15 protein-coding genes and 2 tRNA genes are annotated in these 22,961 nt (G+C 61.5%); 13 read left to right on the plus strand and 4 right to left on the minus strand.

Features of this window, described 5'->3' with window-relative positions:
- The first annotated feature begins 19 nt into the window (after positions 1–19).
- The 10 genes from QEN71_RS05270 to QEN71_RS05315 all read left to right on the plus strand — a co-directional run bounded on the left by QEN71_RS05270 (position 20) and on the right by QEN71_RS05315 (position 8,535).
- Positions 20–96: transfer RNA gene (locus QEN71_RS05270), tRNA-Val, on the plus strand.
- A 282-nt stretch (positions 97–378) separates the two neighbouring features.
- Entirely contained in the window at positions 379–2,286 is a 1,908-nt protein-coding gene (thrS, locus tag QEN71_RS05275) for a threonine--tRNA ligase (protein ID WP_201650018.1), read from the plus strand.
- A 50-nt stretch (positions 2,287–2,336) separates the two neighbouring features.
- Positions 2,337–2,861 (plus strand): translation initiation factor IF-3, encoded by a 525-nt coding sequence (gene infC, locus QEN71_RS05280; RefSeq protein ID WP_201650257.1) that lies wholly within the window; start codon positions 2,337–2,339, stop codon positions 2,859–2,861.
- A 257-nt stretch (positions 2,862–3,118) separates the two neighbouring features.
- Positions 3,119–3,316 carry a 50S ribosomal protein L35 gene (gene rpmI / locus QEN71_RS05285; RefSeq protein WP_004191477.1) on the plus strand — a complete coding sequence of 66 codons (198 nt, stop codon included), beginning with the start codon at positions 3,119–3,121 and terminating at the stop codon, positions 3,314–3,316.
- Positions 3,317–3,345: 29 nt separating this feature from the next.
- A complete protein-coding gene (gene rplT / locus QEN71_RS05290; RefSeq protein WP_004192938.1) occupies positions 3,346–3,705 on the plus strand; it encodes a 50S ribosomal protein L20 in 360 nt (119 codons plus the stop codon).
- 158 nt (positions 3,706–3,863) lie between these two features.
- The gene (gene pheS / locus QEN71_RS05295; protein WP_201650019.1) at positions 3,864–4,877 is read left to right on the plus strand and encodes a phenylalanine--tRNA ligase subunit alpha; all 1,014 of its coding nucleotides are present in this window, start codon (positions 3,864–3,866) and stop codon (positions 4,875–4,877) included.
- Between the two features lie 159 nt (positions 4,878–5,036).
- A complete protein-coding gene (gene pheT, locus QEN71_RS05300) occupies positions 5,037–7,469 on the plus strand; it encodes a phenylalanine--tRNA ligase subunit beta (protein WP_201650020.1) in 2,433 nt (810 codons plus the stop codon).
- 54 nt (positions 7,470–7,523) lie between these two features.
- Positions 7,524–7,934, plus strand: coding sequence for an integration host factor subunit alpha (locus QEN71_RS05305; protein WP_028368821.1), 411 nt, complete (start codon positions 7,524–7,526; stop codon positions 7,932–7,934).
- A gap of 54 nt (positions 7,935–7,988) precedes the next feature.
- On the plus strand, positions 7,989–8,387 hold the full coding sequence (locus QEN71_RS05310) for a MerR family transcriptional regulator (RefSeq protein ID WP_201650021.1): 399 nt from the start codon (positions 7,989–7,991) through the stop codon (positions 8,385–8,387).
- A 71-nt stretch (positions 8,388–8,458) separates the two neighbouring features.
- Positions 8,459–8,535, plus strand: a tRNA-Pro gene (locus QEN71_RS05315).
- Positions 8,536–8,685: 150 nt separating this feature from the next.
- Here the strand turns inward: QEN71_RS05315 and QEN71_RS05320 are convergent.
- The gene (locus tag QEN71_RS05320) at positions 8,686–8,970 is read right to left on the minus strand and encodes a DUF3303 domain-containing protein (RefSeq protein ID WP_201650022.1); all 285 of its coding nucleotides are present in this window, start codon (positions 8,968–8,970) and stop codon (positions 8,686–8,688) included.
- 785 nt (positions 8,971–9,755) lie between these two features.
- Here QEN71_RS05320 and uvrA point away from each other — a divergent pair.
- The 3 genes from uvrA (at position 9,756) to QEN71_RS05335 (ending at position 17,566) form a co-directional block, all read left to right on the plus strand.
- The gene (gene uvrA / locus QEN71_RS05325) at positions 9,756–15,665 is read left to right on the plus strand and encodes an excinuclease ABC subunit UvrA (protein WP_201650023.1); all 5,910 of its coding nucleotides are present in this window, start codon (positions 9,756–9,758) and stop codon (positions 15,663–15,665) included.
- Between the two features lie 26 nt (positions 15,666–15,691).
- A complete protein-coding gene (locus tag QEN71_RS05330) occupies positions 15,692–16,756 on the plus strand; it encodes a DMT family transporter (RefSeq protein ID WP_201650024.1) in 1,065 nt (354 codons plus the stop codon).
- 105 nt (positions 16,757–16,861) lie between these two features.
- On the plus strand, positions 16,862–17,566 hold the full coding sequence (locus QEN71_RS05335; protein ID WP_201650025.1) for a glutathione binding-like protein: 705 nt from the start codon (positions 16,862–16,864) through the stop codon (positions 17,564–17,566).
- A 91-nt stretch (positions 17,567–17,657) separates the two neighbouring features.
- Here QEN71_RS05335 and QEN71_RS05340 read toward each other — a convergent pair whose 3' ends face one another.
- The 3 genes from QEN71_RS05340 to QEN71_RS05350 all read right to left on the minus strand — a co-directional run bounded on the left by QEN71_RS05340 (position 17,658) and on the right by QEN71_RS05350 (position 22,907).
- Positions 17,658–19,778, minus strand: a complete 2,121-nt coding sequence (locus QEN71_RS05340) for a phosphocholine-specific phospholipase C (RefSeq protein WP_201650026.1) — start codon at positions 19,776–19,778, stop codon at positions 17,658–17,660.
- A gap of 667 nt (positions 19,779–20,445) precedes the next feature.
- Positions 20,446–21,300: an alpha/beta fold hydrolase gene (locus QEN71_RS05345; RefSeq protein ID WP_201650027.1), complete on the minus strand. Its 855-nt coding sequence runs from the start codon at positions 21,298–21,300 to the stop codon at positions 20,446–20,448.
- A gap of 8 nt (positions 21,301–21,308) precedes the next feature.
- A complete protein-coding gene (locus tag QEN71_RS05350; protein WP_201650028.1) occupies positions 21,309–22,907 on the minus strand; it encodes a benzoate-CoA ligase family protein in 1,599 nt (532 codons plus the stop codon).
- Between the last annotated feature and the right edge of the window lie 54 nt (positions 22,908–22,961).

The following is a 22,961-nucleotide window of genomic DNA, read 5'->3' on the forward strand; positions in this document are numbered from 1 at the left end:
CATATAATCTCGTTTCTCTAGGCTCGTAGCTCAGCTGGTTAGAGCACCACCTTGACATGGTGGGGGTCGTTGGTTCGAGTCCAATCGAGCCTACCAACGAATCAGAAACTTCGGGTTGCCGAGGTTTCGCAAACGCAAGTTGCAATGAGCGCTTCGGCGCAAATGGCGAACAAAGCGATCATGGTTATGACACCGCGAACGTTGACCGGAACTGCTTCGGAGCGACGCTAGTCGAGGACCACTTTCGCCCTTGTTGTTTGCAGTAGTTTGCAGAAAAGTGAATGCGGCCCCTCGAAAGCGGGGCCGCATTTTTTTTGTCCCGGTTTTTGTCTTTAAGTCTTGTTGCCTGTGCCGCCGGCCGGCATTACGGAGAACGCAATGGTTTCGATACGACTGCCCGATGGTTCTGTTCGACAATACGAGCATCCCGTGACGGTCGCCGAAGTGGCGGCCTCGATTGGCCCCGGCCTCGCGAAGGCGGCGCTCGGCGGCAAGATCGACGGTGAGCTGGTGGATACGTCCGCGCTGATCGATCACGACGTCTCGCTCGCGATTGTCACGGAGAAGGACGCCGACGGTCTCGACATCATTCGCCATTCCACGGCCCACTTGCTTGCGTACGCGGTGAAGGATCTCTTCCCGGAAGCGCAAGTGACGATCGGGCCGGTGATCGACAACGGCTTCTACTACGACTTCTCGTACAGCCGTCCCTTCACGCCCGAAGATCTCGAGAAGATCGAAAAGCGCATGCAGGAACTCGCGAAGAAGGACGAGCCTGTGTCGCGCCGCGTGGTGTCGCGCGACGAAGCGGTCGACTACTTCAAGAGCATCGGCGAAAAGTACAAGGCCGAGATCATCGAATCGATTCCCGCCAGCGACGAAATCAAGCTGTACTCGCATGGCGGCTTCACGGATCTGTGCCGCGGCCCGCACGTCCCGTCGACGGGCAAGCTGAAGGTCTTCAAGCTGATGAAGCTCGCGGGCGCGTACTGGCGCGGCGATTCGAAGAACGAACAGTTGCAGCGCATTTACGGTACGGCCTGGACGAAGAAGGAAGACCAGGACGCGTACCTGCACATGCTCGAAGAAGCGGAAAAGCGCGATCACCGTAAGCTCGGCAAGCAACTCGACCTGTTTCACATGCAGGACGAATCGCCGGGCATGGTGTTCTGGCATCCGCGCGGCTGGACGTTATGGCAGCAGGTCGAACAGTACATGCGCCGTCGCGTGAACGATGCCGGTTACCTTGAAATCAAGACGCCGATGATCATGGACCGCTCGCTGTGGGAGGCGTCCGGTCACTGGCAGAACTATCGTGAAAACATGTTCACGACGGAGTCGGAAAAGCGCGATTACGCAATCAAGCCGATGAACTGCCCGGGTCACGTGCAGGTGTTCAATCACGGCCTGCGTTCGTATCGCGATTTGCCGCTGCGTTATGCCGAGTTCGGCTCGTGCCATCGCAATGAATCGTCGGGCGCTCTGCATGGCCTGATGCGTGTGCGTGGTTTCGTCCAGGACGATGCGCATATCTTCTGTACGGAAGACCAGTTCATCAGCGAATCGATCGCGTTCAACACGCTGGCGATGAGCGTGTATAAAGATTTCGGTTTCGACAACGTCGAGATCAAGCTCTCGCTGCGTCCGGACGCGCGCGCCGGTACGGATGAAGTATGGGATCGCGCCGAGCAAGGTCTTCGCGACGCGCTGACGGCATGTGGCGTGACGTGGGAAGAACTGCCGGGCGAGGGTGCGTTCTACGGTCCGAAGGTCGAGTATCACATCAAGGACGCGCTCGGTCGTTCGTGGCAGTGCGGCACGCTGCAGCTCGATATGGTGCTGCCGGAGCGTCTGGGCGCCGAATATGTCGCGGAAGACAACAGCCGTCGGCGCCCGATCATGCTGCATCGGGCAATCGTCGGATCAATGGAGCGTTTCCTCGGCATTCTGATCGAGCACCATGCTGGTGCAATGCCTGCCTGGCTTGCGCCGATGCAGGTCGTTGTGATGAATATCGCGGAAAGTCAGGCGGAATACGCCAAAACGCTAGCCCAATCGTTGCAAAAACAAGGGGTTAGAGTGGAGGCGGATTTGCGCAACGAGAAGATTAGCTATAAAATACGCGAGCACACGCTTGAAAAGGTGCCGTATCTGCTGGTTGTCGGCGATAAGGAGCGTGATGCACAAACGGTAGCCGTGCGTGCCCGTGGCGGCGTCGATCTGGGCGTGATGTCCCTCGATGCCTTCAGCGAGCGTCTGCGTCAGGACGTGCAGACGTTCAACTAAACCACCCAGGCAGCGCGGCTCGTTTTTTTAATTTTTAGAGGAAACGTAACATCGCTACTGATAAGTCGTCGCATCGCATCAACGGTGAAATTACTGCACCCGAGGTGCGTCTGGTCGGAGTCGACAACGAACCGCTCGGCATCGTAAAACTCGCTGATGCTTTCCGCCTGTCGGAACAGCAGGACGTGGATCTGGTTGAAATCGCCCCGCAAGCGGTTCCGCCCGTCTGCCGCCTGATGGACTACGGCAAGTTCAAGTACCAGGAAGCGAAGAAGCAGCACGAGGCCAAGCTCAAGCAGAAAGTCATCCAGGTCAAGGAAGTCAAATTCCGACCGGGTACGGATGACGGTGACTACAACGTCAAACTGCGCAATCTCGTCCGCTTCCTCGAAGATGGCGACAAGACGAAGATCACGTTGCGTTTCCGTGGCCGCGAAATGGCTCACCAGGAAATCGGCATGCGCATGCTCGAGCGCCTGCGCACCGATCTGGACGAAGTCGGTCAGGTCGAACAAATGCCGAAGATGGAAGGCCGCCAGATGATCATGGTGCTGGCGCCGAAGAAAAAGAAGTAAGCAGACATCGGCTGGGCTTCTCGTGAAGCGCAGCGTGTTTGTGGGAAAGATTGAGAATCACGCGTCGGCGTATCGCTAGACGCAGAGCAGGTTTCAGAATGGCGCGCGCATCAGTTTTGTAGTGCGCGCTTTTCCTGAAAAGCAGCGGCCAGCAGTTCACGCCGTCTGCATACCAAGTGGAGTGGGTCTCGAAGGGCGGGTGAGGGCTTTCTGAGCCAACCGCACACCCATGTCCATCAAATAATGGAGTAGTTGTCATGCCGAAGATGAAGACCAAGAAGAGCGCTGCAAAGCGCTTCGTGGTTCGTCCGGGCGGTACCGTCAAGCGCGGTCAAGCCTTCAAGCGCCACATTCTTACCAAGAAGACCACCAAGAACAAGCGTCACCTGCGCGGCGCCACGGCAGTTCATGATTCCGATCTGAACTCCGTACGCGCAATGCTGCCGTTCGCCTAACCCTTAACCGACACTCATAGGAGCGAAACATGCCTCGAGTAAAACGTGGGGTTACCGCACGGGCCCGCCACAAGAAGATCATCAACCTGGCCAAGGGTTACCGCGGCCGCCGCAATAACGTCTATCGCATCGCCAAGCAGGCGGTCATGCGCGCAGGCCAATACGCCTACCGCGATCGCCGCAACAAGAAGCGTGTGTTCCGCGCACTGTGGATCACGCGTATCAACGCGGCGGTGCGTCAGCACGACATGACGTACAGCGTGTTCATCAACGGCCTGAAGAAGGCGTCGATCGAACTCGACCGCAAGGTGCTGGCCGACATGGCTGTGTTCGACAAGGCTGCTTTTGCTGCGATCGTCAAGCAGGTGAAAGCCGCCGTTGCAGCCTGATTGCGCTGTTAGCATCTAGTACTGCGTGGTTCGTTGCAGCGAACATCCGGTAGTCTCGGTGACGCTGCAACAAAAACGGGGCTCCTCACCGAGCCCCTTTTTTGTTGGTCGAGCCAGTTTTACTTCGATTGAATACTGACGTTGAAAAGATGGGATCAATGGATCTGGACCAGATTGTCGCCGACGCAAAAAGCGCCTTTGAACAAGCCTCCGACGTCACCACGCTCGAAAACGAGAAGGCACGCTTTCTCGGCAAGTCGGGCGCCCTGACGGAACTGTTGAAGGGGCTGGGCAAGCTCGATCCCGAAACGCGCAAGACGGAAGGCGCGCGGATCAACATCGTCAAGCAGCAGGTCGAAGCTGCGCTGACGGCGCGCCGCCAGGCGCTCGCCGACGCGCTGCTGAACCAGCGCCTCGCCGCCGAGGCCATCGACGTCACGCTGCCCGGGCGCGGCGCCGGCACGGGCAGTCTGCACCCCGTGATGCACACGTGGGAACGCGTCGAACAGATTTTCCGCACCATTGGCTTCGACGTGGCCGACGGTCCCGAAATCGAAACTGACTGGTACAACTTCACGTCGCTGAACAGCCCGGAAAACCATCCGGCGCGTTCGATGCAGGACACGTTCTACGTCGACGGCAAGGACGCCGAAGGCCGTCCGCTGCTGCTGCGTACGCACACCAGCCCGATGCAGGTCCGCTACGCGCGCACTAACACGCCGCCCATCAAGGTGATCGTGCCCGGCCGCACGTACCGCGTGGACAGCGACGCGACGCACTCGCCGATGTTCAACCAGGTCGAAGGCCTGTGGATCGACGAGAACATCAGCTTCGCCGACCTGAAGGGCGTCTACACCGACTTCCTCAAGAAATTCTTCGAGCGCGACGACATTCTCGTGCGCTTCCGTCCGTCGTACTTCCCGTTCACCGAGCCGTCAGCCGAAATCGACATGATGTTCGAGCAAGGCAAGAACGCCGGCAAATGGCTTGAAATCTCGGGCTCCGGCCAGGTTCACCCGACGGTGATCCGCAACATGGGCCTCGACCCGGAGCGCTATATCGGCTTTGCATTCGGCAGTGGCCTCGAGCGTCTGACGATGCTGCGTTACGGCGTGCAAGATTTGCGTCTGTTCTTTGAAAACGACCTGCGCTTCTTGCGCCAGTTCGCCTGAAGCGAACTCAAGACGCAGCGCGCGAGCCAGCAGCTCAAGCATGCGACGAGAGCGGCCCGGCAGTCGGCAATCTGACTGTCGCGCCGCAAACAGCGCCTCCGGCATGGTGCCGATGTATCGGCCGGACGCGGACACAACCTGTTTAGAACGTACAGAACCATGCAATTCCCGGAATCCTGGCTCAGAACCTTTGTCGATCCGCAACTGACGACGGCCGAACTGTCGCACGCGCTGACGATGGCCGGTCTCGAAGTGGAAGACCTGCGTCCCGCCGCGCCGCCTACCTCGAAGATCGTCGTGGGCCGCGTGCTCGAAGTCGTCAAGCACCCGGACGCGGACAAGCTCAACGTGTGTCAGGTCGACGCCGGCACGGGCGCGACGCTGAACATCGTGTGCGGTGCGCCGAACGTGGCGCCCGGCATCAAGGTGCCCGTCGCGCTGGTGGGCGCGCAACTGCCGCCCGCCGAAGAAGGCGGTGCGCCGTTCGCGATCAAGCTCTCGAAGCTGCGTGGCGTGCAAAGCGAAGGCATGCTGTGCTCAGCGCGTGAACTGAAGCTGTCGGAAGATCATAGCGGCCTGCTGATCCTGCCGGAAGATACGCCGATTGGCCAGGACATCCGCGAAACGCTGAACCTCGACGACACCGTGTTCGAAATCAAGCTGACGCCGAACAAGGCTGATTGCCTGTCGGTGTTCGGCGTCGCGCGCGAAACCGCCGCGATCACGGGCGCGCCGCTGCGTCCGCTCGAAATCAAGCCGGTCGAAGTCAAGCTCAACGAAACGTTGCCCGTGAAGATTTCGGCGCCCGATCTGTGCGGCCGCTTCTCGGGCCGCGTGATTCGTGGCGTCAATGCGCGCGCGAAGTCGCCGGCATGGATGGTCGAGCGGCTCGAACGTTCCGGTCAACGAAGCATTTCGGCGCTGGTCGACATCTCGAACTATGTGATGCTGGAACTCGGCCGTCCGTCGCACGTGTTCGATCTCGACAAGATCCACGGCAGCATGGACGTGCGCTGGGGCAAGCGCGGCGAATCGCTGAAGCTGCTCAACGGTAATACGGTCGAAGTCGACGAAACGGTCGGCGTGATCGCCGACGACCAACACATCGAAAGCCTCGCGGGCATCATGGGCGGCGACAGCACGGCCGTCACGCTCGACACCACCAACATCTATCTCGAAGCCGCATTCTGGTGGCCAGATAGCATCCGCGGCCGGTCGCGCCGCTACAACTTCTCGACGGACGCGGGTCATCGCTTCGAACGCGGCGTCGACTACTCGACCACCGTCGAGCACATCGAGCGCATCACGCAGTTGATTCTCGACATCTGCGGCGGCGAAGCCGGTCCTGTCGACGACCAGATCGTCAACGTGCCGAAGCGCGCGCCGGTGAAGATGCGTGTTGCGCGCGCGAACCGCATCATCGGTGTGGCGATCAGCGCTGATGAGATCGCACAGATCTTCACGCGCCTCGGCTTGCCGTTCGAGCGTGCGGGCGACGACTTCCTCGTGACGCCGCCGCCGTATCGTTTCGATATTGAGATCGAAGAAGATCTGATCGAAGAAGTCGCACGCATTTACGGCTTTGAGAAAATTCCCGCGCGTCCGCCTGTCGCACGCAGCGAAATGCGCCGTACGAACGAAACGCAGCGCTCGATTCATACGCTGCGCCACGCGCTCGCCGCGCGCGATTACGCGGAAACGGTGAACTTCAGCTTCGTCGATGCCGAGTGGGAGCAGGACTTCGCGGGCAACGACAAGCCGGTGAAGCTGCTCAATCCGATCGCGAGCCAGCTGTCGGTCATGCGTACGACGCTGTTCGGCAGTTTGATCAACGTGCTGCGCCACAACCTGAACCGTCGCGCGGATCGTATCCGCGTGTTCGAAGCGGGTCGTGTGTTCCTTCAGGATGCGTCGGTCAAGGCAGGCGAGCTGGCCGTCGAAGGCTTCGCGCAGCCGAAGATGATCGGCGCGCTCGCGTATGGTCCCGTGGTCGAAGAGCAGTGGGGCGCGGCGACGCGTGCCGTCGATTTCTTCGACGTGAAGGGCGATCTCGAAGCGCTGCTTGCGCCTGCCGTCGCGCGTTTCGTGAAGGCCGAGCATCCGGCGCTGCATCCGGGACGTAGCGCGCGCATCGAACTCGATGGCCGCGCAATCGGCTGGATCGGCGAACTGCATCCGCGCTGGATGCAGAAGTACGACCTGCCGCATGCGCCGATCGTGTTCGAAGTCGAAGCGGAAGCGCTGATGCAGCGCGCGTTGCCGAGTCCTTCGGAAGTATCGAAATTCCCGCCTGTGCGACGCGATATCGCGATCGTCGTCGACCAGAAAATCGAGGTTCAGGCGCTCTTCGACGAGATGCAAAAGGCGCTGTCGGAAGAGGCTTGCAAGACCATTCAAAGGGTTGCGCTTTTCGATGAATTTCGTGCAAAATCAAATACTTCCGGCGGGCTGGCGGCGCACGAGAAAAGCCTTGCGTTCCGTGTAACCTTGCAAGATACTGGTGGGACCCTTCAGGATGAAACGGTCGATCTGGCCATTCAGACTTTAGTGGATCGTCTTGCTCGAGTGTATGGCGCCCGGTTGCGCGGATAACCATCAACGGCTGTTCCGCAGGTTCCGTTCCGGTTGAAGCGCCATTTGACAGATATGAATGAAATGAACTCGAGTGATTTCGAAGCCCTTCTTTCGGCGCAGCGTAGCGCCATGATCCGCGATATTCCTACCTCGACCTCCAGCGCGTCGGCCGAAGCACCGACGCTCACCAAGGCTGAGCTTGCCGAGCTGCTGTTCGACAATGTCGGGCTCAACAAGCGGGAAGCGAAGGACATGGTCGAAGCATTCTTCGAAGTGATTCGCGACGCGCTGGAAAGCGGCGACAGCGTGAAGCTGTCCGGCTTCGGCAATTTCCAGCTGCGCGACAAGCCGCAGCGTCCGGGCAGAAATCCGAAAACGGGCGAGGCGATTCCAATCGCCGCGCGCCGCGTCGTGACGTTCCATGCAAGTCAAAAGCTGAAGGCGCTGGTTGAGAACGGCGCTGAAGAGAGCTTCGCGCGTTAATCGATTCGCGCGCCCGCGCAACCACTACGACGGTCAACCGGCCGCTAACTGACGATGACAGCGACGATCGAAAAAGTCGTCTTGCCTCCGATTCCCGCGAAGCGCTACTTCACGATCGGTGAAGTCAGCGAGCTATGCGGTGTCAAGCCGCACGTGCTGCGGTACTGGGAGCAGGAGTTCACGCAGTTGCGTCCGGTGAAGCGCCGCGGCAATCGCCGGTACTATCAGCATCATGAAGTGCTGCTGATCCGGCGGATCCGCGAGTTGCTGTACGAGCAGGGTTTCACGATCAACGGCGCGCGCAACCGCCTCGATTCGCATGGTGCCGGGCAGGGCGCGGAAGCCGAGGGCGAGGTAGTCGAAGGTACAGTCGTGCAGCCGACTACGGCAACCGTCGATGTCGATCAGTTGCGCAAGGAGCTGCTGCAGGTGATCGACCTGCTCGGGCATTGAACGATTTGTTGTATCGAGTTTGATTGTTGCAGTTCTATTCGCATGAAGTGTCTGTTATACTTTTATGCTTTCGGGGCGTAGCGCAGCCTGGTAGCGTACCTGCATGGGGTGCAGGTGGTCGGAGGTTCAAATCCTCTCGCCCCGACCAGATGGACAAAAAGGACTTACGGTGCAAACCGTAAGTCCTTTTTTCTTTGGCGGACGGGTTTGATATCGTGCGAGGCAGTGGATGCAACTGCGTCGTCATCCTGATTAATCGTCATCGTCCGACCGGCATAAGCGACTCAAACGTCCGGCTTCACTGCCCCGCCTGATGCGCGCCCAACGCCGCCCCGAGCTCTTCATCCGACAGCGCCGGCGAGATCCTGAACGTAAAGACGTCGCCCCATTGCAGCACCCACGCGGCCATCGGTGCCGTGCTCTCCGACTCGATGATCGCGCATCCGCTCAACTCGCCGATCGAATGCCAACGTCCGATCATCTTGATCCCGTCAGGCGGCAACGCACCGCCCGTTTTCATGAAGCGCTCGACAGCCGATTGCTGCACCGTCGGGTGGCCGTTCCACTGAACTATGAACTTCATTGCGCACCTCCACTTCGGTCGCGGCGATGCCGGCCAGTGGCGAGCCGTCACCGTCACGAGCGCTGCGGATTGCGGCGCCCGGGAGCCTGCACCACGCTCGGATTCTTCCCGCAAGGTCCGAAACGCGATACCGCCACCTCGGCGTTCTCAAGAATGATAGGTAGCGTCCGCTCGACTGCCACCAAAGCAGCAGTCCTATTCCAGAGTTTTCTGTGCGTCGCACCGCATTCGTTCCGCCGGGATCGGCACGATTTAAGTTTCCGTTAAGCCTGCACTCATACATTGTTTCGACGTTCGGACGATGCAAGAGGTGCTGCGAGGAGTCGTCCGACGTTTCGTGGTCCGCCGGGGGGCGAACCAGACTAAGACCATCGTCGATGCGCATTCGACCGCCGCCAGGCGACAGATGGCATGTGGCAAACGGCCGATCAGCCTTCGCCCGAGGGCTGTGGGGGACGGCCATTCGAACCCGGTGCTCCACCGGGTTTTCTTTTTCGGCGTCGTCAGTCGACGCGGTTTGCGCCAGCATTGACTCGATTTCCGGCTGAACCCGCCGAGCCCGCGGGCGTCCTACACTCGTCATTTGTCTTATGCCGTTCGCCGCGTCATCGTCGTGCAATCGGCGTGCAAAACTGTATAAACATACAGTATAGTATTCACCTATCCGGCGCGGCGGCCTCTTCGAAATTGCCCGTACGCGTCGCACGAACTTCGCCGCATCGGCAGGCATGGCCGCTATCGTCCGCCATCGTGCCCCGGCCAACTCATTCAGACGGACAGGCAAATTGTCATCTAACGGAACGATCCGAATTCGTGGCGCACGCCAGCACAACCTGAAGAACGTCGACCTCGACCTCCACACGGGCGAAATGACCGTCGTGACAGGGCCGTCGGGCTCGGGCAAGTCGAGCCTCGTGTTCGACACGCTGTATGCAGAAGGGCAGCGGCGCTATGTCGAAACTTTCAGCGCATACGCCCGGCAGTTTCTGGACCGGATGGACCGGCCGCAGGTCGATCGCGTGGACGGGGTGCCACCCGCCATCGCCATCGACCAGACCAATCCCGTGCGCAGTTCGCGATCAACCGTTGGCACGATGACGGAGCTGAACGACCACCTGAAGCTGCTCTACGCGCGCGCGGCCGAACTCTTCGACCGCAAGACCGCGCAGGCCGTCCGGCACGATTCGCCTGAAACCATTTACGCCGAACTGGACGCGCGCACGGCCACGGACGATCCGCGCATCGTGCTGACCTTCCCGGTCGAACTACCGGAAACGACGAGCGAAGCGGAAGTCGAGCAATGGCTCTCCGCGAGCGGCTATACGCGCGTGCAGGCGCAGCGCGAAGTCGCGTCGGCGACGGGCATGCGCAAGGTGCTCGACGTCGTTGCCGATCGTTTTCGTCTGCATCAGGTCGAAAAGTCGCGCGTGGTCGAGGCGATCGAAGCATCGCTCAAGCGCGGCGGTGGCCGGGTCAACGTCTACGTGCTGGCTCAGACGCAAGAAGGTGTTGAGGCCGAGCCGCAGATCTGGCGCTTCTCCACAGGGCTGCACAACCCCGACAGCGATCTGCGCTATGCCGATCCGCAGCCGGCGTTGTTCTCCTTCAACTCGGCCTATGGCGCGTGCGATACGTGCCGGGGCTTCGGCCGCGTGATTGGCGTCGATCTGGGCCTCGTGATTCCCGACGAGCGCAAGACGTTGCGCGGCGGTGCGATCAAGCCGATGCAAACGCCCGCATGGAAGGAGTGCCAGGACGACCTGATGCGCTATGCGGCGAAGGCCAACATTCGCCGCGACACGCGCTGGTCGGAGCTCACGGAAGCCGAGCGCGACTGGGTCATCAACGGTTCGCCGGACTGGGACGGCGAATGGCAGAAACAGTGGTATGGCGTGAAGCGCTTCTTCGGCTATCTGGAGTCGAAAGCGTACAAGATGCATATCCGCGTGCTGCTGTCGAAGTACCGCAGCTACACGCCCTGCGAGACGTGCGGTGGCGCGCGCCTGAAAACGGAATCGCTGCTGTGGCGTCTGGGCTCGAAGCAGAACGCTGACGCCGTGCTGGAGCCGGCGCAACGCTTCCTGCCTCGCGGGGTCGACTGGAACCGGACGCAGCTCGAAGCCTTGCCGGGTCTGACGGTGCACGATCTGATGCTGCTGCCTATCGAGCGTATCCGGCGCTTTTTCGACGAAATCACTTTGCCGAGCGCACTGCTGGACGACGCGCTGAAACTGCTGCTTGCCGAAGTGCGCACGCGCCTCAAATATTTGTGCGACGTCGGCCTCGGTTATCTGACACTCGACCGCCAGAGCCGCACTCTTTCGGGCGGCGAGGTGCAGCGTATCAACCTGACGACCGCGCTCGGCACGTCGCTGACCAAGACGCTGTTCGTCCTCGACGAGCCGAGCATTGGCCTGCATCCGCGCGATCTGAACAGGATTGTCGAGGCGATGCAACGTCTGCGCGACGCGGGCAATACGCTCGTCGTCGTCGAACATGATCCGTCGGTGATGCTCGCCGCCGATCGCCTGATCGACATGGGACCGGGTCCGGGCGAGCGCGGCGGCACAATCATCTACGACGGCGCGCCCGACGCAATCCGTTCGGCAGGCACGCTGACGGGCGAGTATCTGGGTGGCCGCAAGCACGTCGCCGATGCAGCGCACTGGGCGCGTCGACCCGTCGACACGAGCACGCCGCGCATCACGCTCGAAGGCGCGCGTCAGCACAATCTGCGCGACGTGACGGTGGAGATCCCGCTGCAACGTCTCGTCTGCGTGACGGGTGTGTCGGGTTCGGGCAAGTCGACGCTGATTCAGGACGTGCTGTACCCCGCGCTGGCGCGGCAACTCGGCAAGGCAACGGAATCGCCGGGTGCGCACCGCAGCCTGACGGGCGTCGAGCAGATCAGCGACGCCATCTTTGTCGACCAGTCGCCGATCGGTAAGACCACGCGCTCGAACCCCGCGAGCTACGTCGGCGCATTCGACGAAATCCGCAAACTGTTCGCCAAAGCGCCGCTCGCACTGCAACGCGGCTATGGCGCAGGCGTGTTCAGCTTCAACTCCGGCGACGGCCGTTGCCCGACGTGCGGCGGCTCGGGCTTTGAACATATCGAAATGCAGTTCTTGAGCGACGTTTATCTGCGTTGCCCGGATTGCGACGGCAGCCGCTATCGTCCCGAAGTGCTCGAAGTGAAGATCGAGCGTGAGGGGCGCGCGCTGAGCATTGCGGATGTGCTCGAACTGACCGTGCACGAAGCAGTCGGTCTGTTCGCCGGTGATGGCGAGGTGCTGCGCGTGCTGCAACCTATCGTCGATGTCGGTCTCGAATACGTGAAACTGGGTCAACCGGTCCCGACGTTGTCGGGTGGCGAAGCGCAGCGTCTGAAGCTCGCCGGCTTCCTCGCAGAAACCGCACAGGCGCGCACCGCGCGGGGCGGCGCGAAGCAGGCGCCGGCGCGGCTGTTCATGTTCGATGAGCCCACCACGGGGCTGCACTTCGACGACATCGCGAAGCTGATGCAGGCCTTCGGCAAGCTGCTCGCCGGCGGTCATTCGCTGATCGTGATCGAACACAATCTCGATGTGATCCGTGCTGCTGACTGGCTGATCGATCTCGGTCCCGAAGGCGGCGATGCAGGCGGGCTGGTGGTGTGTGCGGGTACGCCGGAAGACGTCAAGCAATGCCCCGGTTCGCACACGGGGCAAGCCCTCGTGCAATACGACGACGCGATGGGCCACACAATCGAGCCAACGGAGGCCGCCGAAAAGGCGGAAGCTGCAGTACATGGCATGCCGCTGCAGACCGCGTTGAACGCTGCGCGCGCCCGGCGCGCCGTGGAGGGCGAAGATGTCGTGCGTATCGTGAATGCGCGCGAGCACAACCTGAAAGCGCTCGACGTCGATATTCCGCACGGCAAGTTCAACGTCATCACGGGCGTGTCCGGTTCGGGCAAGTCGACGCTCGCGTTCGACATCCTGTTCCATGAAGGACAACGCCGCTACCTCGAGTCACTGAACGCCTATGCGCGTTCGATCGTGCAACCTGCGGGTCGCCCCGAAGTCGACGCCGTGTATGGCATCCCGCCCACCGTCGCGATCGAGCAGCGTTTGTCGCGCGGAGGACGCAAGAGTACCGTGGCGACGACGTCGGAGGTATGGCACTTCCTGCGTCTGCTGTATGTGAAGCTCGGCATTCAGCACTGCATTCATGATGGCGCGCCCGTCACGTCTCAAAGCGTCGAGTCGATCGTCGCTCAGCTCATGCGCGACCATAAAGGTCAACACGTGGGCTTGCTTGCGCCGCTGGTCGTGAATCGCAAGGGCGTCTATACGGATCTCGCGAAGTGGGCGAAAGCGCGTGGCAATACGCACCTGCGCGTCGACGGCGAGTTCGTGCCCGTCGATCCGTGGCCGAAGCTGGACCGCTTCCGCGAACATACGATCGAGCTGCCCGTCGGCGACATCATCGTATCGGCGGACAAGGAAGCCGAATTGCGCCGGCTGCTCGACGAAACGCTCGAGACGGGCAAGGGCGTCATTCATCTGCTCGCGCCGCTAGACGGCCTCGAACACGCGATGACGCGCAACGGTCCCACCGCGCATGTGGGCGAAGTAAAGGTGCTGTCGGTGAAGCGGGCCTGTCCCGTGTGCGGCACGAGTTACGCGGAACTTGATCCGCGCATGTTCTCGTACAACAGCAAGCACGGCTGGTGCACGACTTGTGTCGGTACGGGTCTCGCGTTGACGCGTGAACAGCGCGCTGCATATGACGACACCGTACTCGTCGACGACAACCGTGGCCGCGAGCAGACCTTGCCGTCGGACGAGCAGGAGCCGGAAGGCGTCGGCGAGGAGCCATGTCCGGATTGTCACGGCACGCGACTGAACCCGTCCGCTCGCGCCGTGACATTCGACGAAACGCCGATCGTCGACGTCGCGCAATGGACGGTGTCCGACACGCGACGCTGGATCGACGGGCTCGAACTGAGCGGCCGTGATGCGGAAATCGCGCGCGACGTGATCAGCGAAATCGGTAGTCGCTTGCAGTTCCTCGAAGAAGTGGGTCTCGGCTATCTGAGCCTAGACCGCGCCGCACCGAGCTTGTCGGGCGGCGAGGCACAACGCATTCGCCTCGCGGCGCAACTCGGCAGCAATTTGCAGGGTGTCTGCTATGTGCTCGATGAGCCGACTATCGGACTGCATCCGCGCGACAACCAGATCCTTCTGAATGCGCTGCGCAAGCTTGGCGACAAGGGCAATACGCTCGTCGTCGTCGAGCACGATGAAGACACGATCCGTCGCGCGGATCACATCATCGATATCGGTCCAGGAGCCGGCAAGCGCGGCGGCACGCTGGTCGCGCAGGGGCGTGTCGGCGATCTGTCTGCGCAAGCCGACTCGCTGACGGGGCAATTTCTCGCGAAGCCGATTCTGCATCCGTTGCAGGAGCGGCGTCCCGTTTCGCTCGCAACGAAGCGTGCGCCGGCCGTTCCGGAGAGCTGGCTGACTGTGCACGGAGCAACGCTGCACAACCTGCGCGACGTGACGGTCGGCTTTCCGCTCGGACGTCTCGTCGCGGTGACGGGCGTGAGCGGATCCGGCAAGTCGACGCTCGCGCGCGATGTGCTGATGGCAAATTTACTCGACGCAGTGGGGCGATCGGTCCTGTCGTCGCCGGCTGTGCGTCGCGCCCGCAAAGCTGCGCAAGGGGACGATGCGCCCGCTGCAAACCGCCGCTCGAGCGTGCTCGCACGTAGCGCACCCCGGCCGTCGCTGAATGTCACGCATGCCTGGCAAGGCTGCGAATCGATCAGTGGATTCGAGCCGATCGACCGCGTGCTCGAGGTCGACCAGACGCCGATCGGCAAGACGCCGCGCTCGTGTCCCGCCACGTATATCGGCGTATGGGACACGATCCGACGTCTCTTTGCCGATACGCTCGAAGCGAGGGCGCGCGGCTACACGGCATCGCGTTTTTCGTTCAACACAGGCGACGGCCGTTGTCCTGCGTGTGAAGGACAAGGCGTGCGTACGATCGGCATGAGCTTCCTGCCCGATGTGAAGGTGCCGTGCGACGTCTGTCACGGTCAGCGCTTCAATCCGGAAACGCTCGCGGTGACGTGGCGCGGCAAGAATATCGGTGACGTGCTGACAATGGAAATCGACGAGGCCGTCGACTTCTTCGCGTCGATGTCGAATATCGCGCATCCGTTGCAACTGATGAAGGACGTGGGCCTCGGGTATCTGACGCTCGGCCAGCCGTCGCCGACACTGTCAGGCGGCGAGGCGCAGCGCATCAAGCTCGTGACCGAACTGAGCAAGGTGCGCGACGACATCACGCGTCGCGGTCAGAAGGCGCCGCACACGCTGTACGTGCTCGACGAGCCGACTGTCGGGCTGCATATGGCCGACGTCGCAAAGTTGATTCGCGTGCTGCATCGGCTCGCGAATGCGGGACATAGTGTCGTCGTGATCGAACATGACCTCGATGTGATCGCCGAAGCCGACTGGATCATCGATCTCGGGCCGGAAGGCGGCGTGGGCGGTGGGTCGATCGTCGCGTCCACTGACCCCGAAGGTCTGGTGCGCATCGCGGCGAGCCACACGGGGCGAGCGCTCGAACCGGTGCTCTCGCGCGTTGCGGGCGAGTCGGGCGAAACCGTAGCCGGCGAGCGGGTCAGCGCTGGTTGATCCGAGGCGAAGAGCAGAGGCTGATCATGAACACACGTCACGGCGCGGCCATTACGGCCATCCTCGCAGCACTCCTCTTTGGCGCGACGACTCCGTTCGCCAAAGCGCTGCTTGGCGCGTTGTCACCGTTCATGGTCGCGGGCCTGTTCTACCTAGGCAGCGGCTGCGGGCTTGCCATTGCAATGTTCGTCCGACGCTGGCGGCAAAGGTCGGACGCGAGCGGACATCGGGAAATCGTCATGCCGCGCAAAGAGTTGCCGTGGCTGATCGGGGCGATCATCGCGGGTGGTATCGCGGGGCCTGCGCTGCTCATGTTCGGACTCAGCACGACGCCGGCTGCGACGACGTCGTTGCTGCTCAATCTCGAGGGCGTGTTCACGGCGTTGATCGCATGGTTCGTGTTTCGCGAGAACGTCGACACGCAGGTGTTTCTCGGGATGATGGCGATCGTCGCGGGTGGCGTGTTGCTGTCATGGCAGCCCGGAGCGGGCGGCGCAGGCACGGGTGCGCTGCTGGTCGCCGGCGCGTGTCTGTGCTGGGCCATCGACAACAATCTCACGCGCAAGGTTTCGAACAATGACGCGATGTTCATTGCCTGCGTCAAAGGGCTGGTGGCTGGCGTCGTCAATACGGGCATTGCGCTTTGTCTGGGCGCGCATTTGCCGGGGCCCGCGTTCATCGGCGCGTCGATGGTGGCGGGCTTGGCCGGCTATGGCGTGAGTCTCGTGCTGTTCGTCGTCGCGCTGCGTCATCTCGGAACCGCGCGCACGGGCGCGTATTTTTCGGTGGCTCCGCTGTTTGGTATCGCGATTTCGTTTGCGCTCTGGCCCGAACTGCCGACGCTGTCGTTCTGGATCGCGACGATGCTGATGGCGCTCGGCGTCTGGCTGCATTTGCGCGAGCGTCACGTACACGAACACACGCACGAAGCGCTCGAACACAATCATCGGCATCGACACGACGAGCATCATCAGCACACACACGATTTCGAGTGGGATGGCGTGGAACCGCATGTGCACCCGCACCGTCACGCGCGCATCACGCACACGCATGCGCACTTTCCGGATATTCATCATCGGCATTCGCATTGACGGCCGCTGGCGTTGACACTCCAACCGTTCAGCCACAAGCAAAGTCCACTCAACCCGTCTATATTGATCCCTGTTTGCCGACATCCACTGACAAGGACATTCTTCATGCCTGATCCAACCGTTTTTCCGATCGCCAGGAAGTGGCCGGCTGTGCACCCTGAGCGCATCCAGCTCTACTCGCTGCCGACACCCAACGGCGTCAAGGTGTCGATCATGCTGGAAGAAACGGGCCTCGCGTACGAACCGCATCTGGTGCGCTTCGATTCGAACGATCAGTTGTCGCCGGAATTCGTCTCGCTCAATCCGAACAACAAGATTCCCGCGATCATCGATCCGAACGGACCGGATGGCGAACCGTTGCCGCTGTTTGAGTCGGGCGCGATCCTGATCTATCTTGCCGACAAGACGGGACAACTGATGCCGCAGCGCGCGTCGGCACGCTACGAGACGATCCAGTGGGTGATGTTCCAGATGGGCGGCATCGGTCCGATGTTCGGCCAGGTCGGCTTCTTCCATAAGTTCGCCGGCAAGGACTATGAGGACAAGCGTCCGCGCGACCGCTACATCAACGAAGCGAAACGCCTGCTCAACGTGCTGAATGAGCGGCTCGCCACGCGCAAGTGGATCATGGGCGACGACTACACGATCGCCGATATCGCGACGTTTCCGTGGGTGCGCAATCTGGTGGGCTTTTATGAGGCTGGCGATCTGGTTGGCTTCGACAACTACCCGCATGTGAAGCGCACGCTCGACGCATTTCTCGCGCGTCCTGCCGTCATCAGAGGGTTGGACATTCCGAAACGCGGATAAGCGCCACCTTCGCTTCGTGCATCGACAATAGAAAAGCCCGTACCGTCGACAACGGTACGGGCTTTTACTTATCGCGCAAGCGAACTAGCGTTTAAGCGCCCAGCGCCGGATCGCTCATGCTCGGTTTGCCCGTCTCGACGTGACCGGCGATACGGCGCGTGAACGACGCATCGCTGTCCACTGTGATCGTCAGGTCGTACCAGCCATACACATGGCGCAGGTCGAGATAGACGGTATCGCTATCGCCGCCGCGCACCGAATGCGTCAGCGGCTTGCCCGAGTCGTAGGCATTGACGATCGTGAACTGGCAGCGCGCGTTGCCGTCATTCTTCAGGCGCAGTTGCAGATTGCCGTTCGCCACGTCGTAGCCTTCCGCGACTTCCGGATTCGCGCGATCGCGGCTGTTCCAGAAATGCTGCGCGACTTGCTTGCCGGCGAAACGACGCAGGAACCCGTTAGGACCGTGCACCGTGAAGTCATACGAACCGTCTGCCTTCACGGACAGTTGATCGACGAGGCGCTTGCCGGCTTCGACCGTGTACGTGCGCGGTGCATCGGCGCTCAGCGCTTCGAACACGAGGAAGTTCGCGCCTGCATCGCCCGTATTGACGAAGCGCACCGAGAGCTTGCCGCTGCTGTTGTCGTTGATGCGCACGAACAGTTCGTACGGCAGCGCACGCGCGGGGCGCACGCCCGACTCCTGCTTCGGCACGGCACCGACCAGCGGCGGCACGGGCACGTAATCGGGATGGCGCGCCTCGTCCTGCGGCTTGTAAGACGCCGTGGACGGGAGCGTCGGGAACGCATCGTTCGGATTCTTGAAGTTGAACGCCGACGTCAGATCGCCGCACACGGCACGGCGCCACGGCGTGATGTTCGATTCCGACAGCTTGTGGCCGTGGCCGTGGCCGAAACGCGCTTCGATGAAGCGGATCACTGACGTGTGATCGAACACCTCCGAGCACACCCAGCCACCTTTCGACCACGGCGACACGACCAGCATCGGCACGCGCGGTCCGAGACCATACGGCCCCGCTGCATACTGACCGTTGTTGCCGCCCGGATAGATTTCATTGGTCGTGTCGACGGTCGACAGGCCATTCGCACTCGACGACGGCGCGAACGGCGGCGACACGTGATCGAAGAAACCATCGTTCTCGTCGTAGTTGATCAGAAGCGCGGTCTTGCTCCACACCTCGGGGTTCGACGTGAGAATCTGCAGAACCTGATCGACGTACCACGCGCCGTAGTTCGCGGGCCAGTTCGGATGCTCGGAGTACGCTTCCGGCGCGACGATCCACGACACCTGCGGCAACTGGTTGTTCTGCACGTCCTTGCGCAGAATGTCGAAGTACGTGTCGCCCGCCGATACGTTCGTGCCCGTACGCGCCTTGTCATACAGCGGGTTGCCGGGTTGCGCGTTGCGATACTGGTTGAAGTAGAGCAGCGAGTTGTCGCCGTAGTTGCCGATGTACGGATTGCTGGTCCAGCCCCACGATCCCTTGGCATCGAGACCTGTGCCGACGTCCTGATAGATCTTCCACGAAATGCCCGCGGACTCCAGCACTTCCGGATACGTCGACCAGCCGTAACCCGCTTCCGAGTTGTCGACGACCGGGCCGCCGCCCGACCCGTCGTTGCCGACCCAGCCCGTCCACATGTAGTAGCGGTTCGGATCGGTCGCGCCCATCAGCGAGCAGTGATAGGCGTCGCAGATCGTGAACGAGTCGGCGAGCTGGTAGTGGAACGGAATGTCGTCGCGTGTGAGGTACGCCATCGTCGTCGTGCCTTTCTTCGGCACCCACTGATCGTTGCGGCCGCCGTTCCATGCGCCGTGCGTCGTCGGCCAGTCATGCGGCAGATCCTGCAGGAATTGCAGGCCGAGATTCGGCGCCGTCGGCCGGAACGGCAGCACTTCACCGACGCCGGCCAGTCCCGGTTGATGCCACACCGACTTGCCGTTCGGCAGGTTGATCGCGCGTGTATCGCCGAAACCGCGCACGCCCCGGAGTGAGCCGAAGTAGTGATCGAACGAGCGGTTTTCCTGCATCAGCACGACGATGTGTTCGATGTCGCGGATGCTGCCTGTCTTGTTGTTCGCGGGAATCGCGAGCGCATTGCGGATGCCGAGGGGAAGCATCGTCAATGCGGTGGCGGAGCCGGCTGCCTGGGCGGCTGCCCGCAAGAAATCACGGCGGTTTTTTGAGGTCATGTTGGCTTCGATCGTGAGGGAAGAAACGGTAAGGTGAGACTTCCACGCGGGGGCATGGAAGCCGACGGGACGAACTCAATCGACGGTGTGGATCACGGGTGGTGCGAGAACGACAGAATCGGCTGCACTGGCGCCACTGGATGCGGCGGCGTGTGCCTGTGCCGGGGAAGATTGCGAGGTTTGAAGCGTCGGGACGGCGTTGAATGTCGTCGCCAGGGTGGGGGACTGTGCCTGCTGTGTCTGCTGTGAGTGTTCTTGCGAGGCGGCCTCGCTTGATGCGTCGTCTCCGCACGCCGCGACGGCCGATGACATCGCGATGACGGCGAACGCTAAACGCAAACGGTTGCGTCGCGGCCTACATGCAGTTTTGTGCAGAGCGGGCATCGTCATCCTCCGGCGTCATGCTTGAGAGACGCGAAAGGATAGCCAGCGCGTGTGTAGCTAATGTGAAGCGTGAGCTGAAGAAAGAATCGCGAAGCGTCATGCAACGAGATGCAGGTAAAAGCGCCTGCAAGGTGCATGCATCAAAGTGCGGAATGAAGCACGAAGCGCACTGCATGTGATGCAGTGCGCATTCCCTGTGACGGTTCAATGACTTGGCCGCGTTATCGGCAGCTTGTCCACAGGGTCGCGCACAGATTCTGTGGAGAACTTCGGTGCTTTTCGCTCAGATCCGCGCGGAACGGGAGTGCGTTCCAATGAACGCGACGATCGCATCGTTGAGTACACGTGGCGCATCGCGATGAGGCGAGTGTCCGCAGTTTTCGAGCTTCGTCAGTTGCGTCTGCGCGGCGCGTTGCGCGATCGTGTCGATCTGCGCCATGGAGCCGTAATGATCGTCGTAACCCTGCACAGCGAGCAGCGGGCAGCGGATGCAGTCGAGTTCATCGACAATGCTCCACGACCGGAACGCATCGCTCAGCCAGATATCGTTCCAGCCATAGAACGCCGAGTCGACATCATCGTGATGGCGCGCGAGCTTGCTGCGCAGGTCGCTCTGTTCGTAGGCCGTTTTGGCTTCGGCAATGCTGGCAACAGAAATGTCCTCGACGAAAACATGCGGTGCGATCGCGACTGCGCCGGCCAGTGCATCAGGAAAAGCGGCAGCATAAAGCAGCGTGATCGATCCTCCATCGCTGTGACCGATCAACCACATGCGTTTTCTTTCCGCTTCGTTGACGTCGAGTGCATCGAGCAGCGCGGGCAGCACCTCGCGCGCCTGCACTGACATGAAATCGACGGGCAGCTTGACGTCATGCGGACGCGGCGTCGAACGTCCGTAACCCGGCCGCGAATACACGAGACCGCGCATGCCGAGCCCGTCGCACAAGGTCTGTGGCCAGTCCTTCCACATCGCGACGGAACCGAGCCCTTCGTGCAGGAACACGGCAAGTGGCGCGTCGGCCAGATGTGCATTGAGCCAGCGATATTCGATATTCAGCGCGCCGCGATGCGCATTCGCCGGCAATGCGACCGACGCGCTCGGGGAGACGTCGCGCAAGGTCGTGACAGGTTCGGCCATTCCGTTCTTCAGCTGTTGAGCTGCTCTCGCAATTTGAAGCGTTGAATCTTACCTGTCGCCGTCTTCGGCAGGTCGTCGACGAACACGATATCGCGCGGATACTTGTGCGGCGCGAGCTTGCCTTTGACGAACGACTTCAGTTCATCGGCGAGTGCATCGCATGCATCGGCAGTTTGCTTCAGCACGACGAATGCACGCGTTTTCACGAGGCCGCCATGATCGATGCCGACGACGGCGGCTTCCAGTACTGCAGTATGTTGCACGAGCACCATTTCCACTTCGACGGGCGACACGTATTGGCCGCTCACTTTCAGCATGTCGTCGCTGCGGCCCGCATACTGATAGCAGCCGTTCGGCAGCCGGCAGTACTTGTCGCCGCTGCGGATCCATTCGCCCAGAAAGGTCGCGCGCGACTTCTCGCGATTGCTCCAGTACATCAGCGCGGCGCTTGGACCCTTGATGAACAGATCTCCGACTTCGCCGTCGGGCACGGGATGGCCCGCTTCATCGCGCAACTCCACTTCATATCCAGGCACTGGACGGCCCGTTGTCCCGTACTCGACTTCACCCGCGCGATTCGACAGAAAGATGTGCAGCATTTCGGTCGAGCCGATGCCGTCGAGAATCTCGCAACCGAAATGCGCAGTAAAGCGCTCGCCGATCTCGCGCGGCAATGCTTCGCCCGCCGACGTGCACACACGCATCGCGACCTGCCCGCGTGGAGGCAGGTTCGGCGACACCAGCATGTTCGCGTACAGCGTCGGCACGCCGTAGAAGATAGTCGGCCGATGTTCGACGAGCCGCCTGAAGATCGCGTCCGGCGTCGGGCGCTCGGCCATCAGCACAGCCGTCGCGCCGACGGACAGCGGGAACGTCAGTGCATTGCCGAGGCCATAGGCAAAGAACAGCTTGGCCGCGGAGAACACGACGTCGCGTTCAGTGATGCCGAGTATCGGCTTCGCATAAAGCTCTGCAGTCCAGTACAGGTTCGCGTGCGTGTGCACGGTGCCTTTCGGTTTGCCCGTCGAACCGGATGAGTACAGCCAGAATGCAATGTCGTCGCCGCTACATGCATTCGGTTTCAGCAAAGGTTCGGCGCCGTCGATCAGCTGGTTCAGCACATGCGAGGGCGGCGGATCGAGATGGACGGGTTGCGACACGATCAGCAGGCAGCCGTCGTGTTCAGCTTCGCTCATCGCCTGCTCGACGGCCGGCAACAGCGCGCCGGAAGCGATCACGGCGCGGGCGTGGCTGTGCGTGAGCATGTACAGGTAATCGGCGGCCGTCAGCAGAGTGTTCGCGACCACGGGCACGACGCCCGCGTATAGCGCGCCGAGAAACGCAACCGGCAGTTCGGCTGTGTCGAGCATTACCAGCAGGATGCGCTCTTCGGCATGCACGCCGATCGCGCGCAACGCAGAAGCGAAACGGCGCGCGCGATCTTCGAGTTGTGCGAACGATGTGACGCCCGCGTCGTCGATATAGGCCGCCTTGTCGGCACGCGTGTCGTTCAACCGGAACAGATGCGACGCGAAGTTGAACTGCGCGGGCGGCGCTTCGACTTTTGGCGCGGGCTCGCCAGGCGGCGTTTCCAGCAAGGCTTGCATATGTCCTCCGGCGAGGTGGCGGCGTGCGTGGGAACAGGAGTGCAGGATGTGAAG

This window comes from Paraburkholderia sabiae (genome assembly GCF_030412785.1).
Classification (GTDB): domain Bacteria; phylum Pseudomonadota; class Gammaproteobacteria; order Burkholderiales; family Burkholderiaceae; genus Paraburkholderia; species Paraburkholderia sabiae.

Bases quoted from the DNA above. Each gene is read 5' to 3' on its own strand.
- thrS (WP_201650018.1), top strand. From the start codon at position 379: ATGGTTTCGATACGACTGCCCGATGGTTCTGTTCGACAATACGAGCAT.
- rpmI (WP_004191477.1), top strand. From the start codon at position 3,119: ATGCCGAAGATGAAGACCAAGAAGAGCGCTGCAAAGCGCTTCGTGGTT.
- rplT (WP_004192938.1), top strand. From the start codon at position 3,346: ATGCCTCGAGTAAAACGTGGGGTTACCGCACGGGCCCGCCACAAGAAG.
- pheS (WP_201650019.1), top strand. From the start codon at position 3,864: ATGGATCTGGACCAGATTGTCGCCGACGCAAAAAGCGCCTTTGAACAA.
- pheT (WP_201650020.1), top strand. From the start codon at position 5,037: ATGCAATTCCCGGAATCCTGGCTCAGAACCTTTGTCGATCCGCAACTG.
- QEN71_RS05305 (WP_028368821.1), top strand. From the start codon at position 7,524: ATGAATGAAATGAACTCGAGTGATTTCGAAGCCCTTCTTTCGGCGCAG.
- QEN71_RS05310 (WP_201650021.1), top strand. From the start codon at position 7,989: ATGACAGCGACGATCGAAAAAGTCGTCTTGCCTCCGATTCCCGCGAAG.
- QEN71_RS05320 (WP_201650022.1), bottom strand. From the start codon at position 8,970: ATGAAGTTCATAGTTCAGTGGAACGGCCACCCGACGGTGCAGCAATCG.
- QEN71_RS05330 (WP_201650024.1), top strand. From the start codon at position 15,692: ATGAACACACGTCACGGCGCGGCCATTACGGCCATCCTCGCAGCACTC.
- QEN71_RS05335 (WP_201650025.1), top strand. From the start codon at position 16,862: ATGCCTGATCCAACCGTTTTTCCGATCGCCAGGAAGTGGCCGGCTGTG.
- QEN71_RS05340 (WP_201650026.1), bottom strand. From the start codon at position 19,778: ATGACCTCAAAAAACCGCCGTGATTTCTTGCGGGCAGCCGCCCAGGCA.
- QEN71_RS05345 (WP_201650027.1), bottom strand. From the start codon at position 21,300: ATGGCCGAACCTGTCACGACCTTGCGCGACGTCTCCCCGAGCGCGTCG.
- QEN71_RS05350 (WP_201650028.1), bottom strand. From the start codon at position 22,907: ATGCAAGCCTTGCTGGAAACGCCGCCTGGCGAGCCCGCGCCAAAAGTC.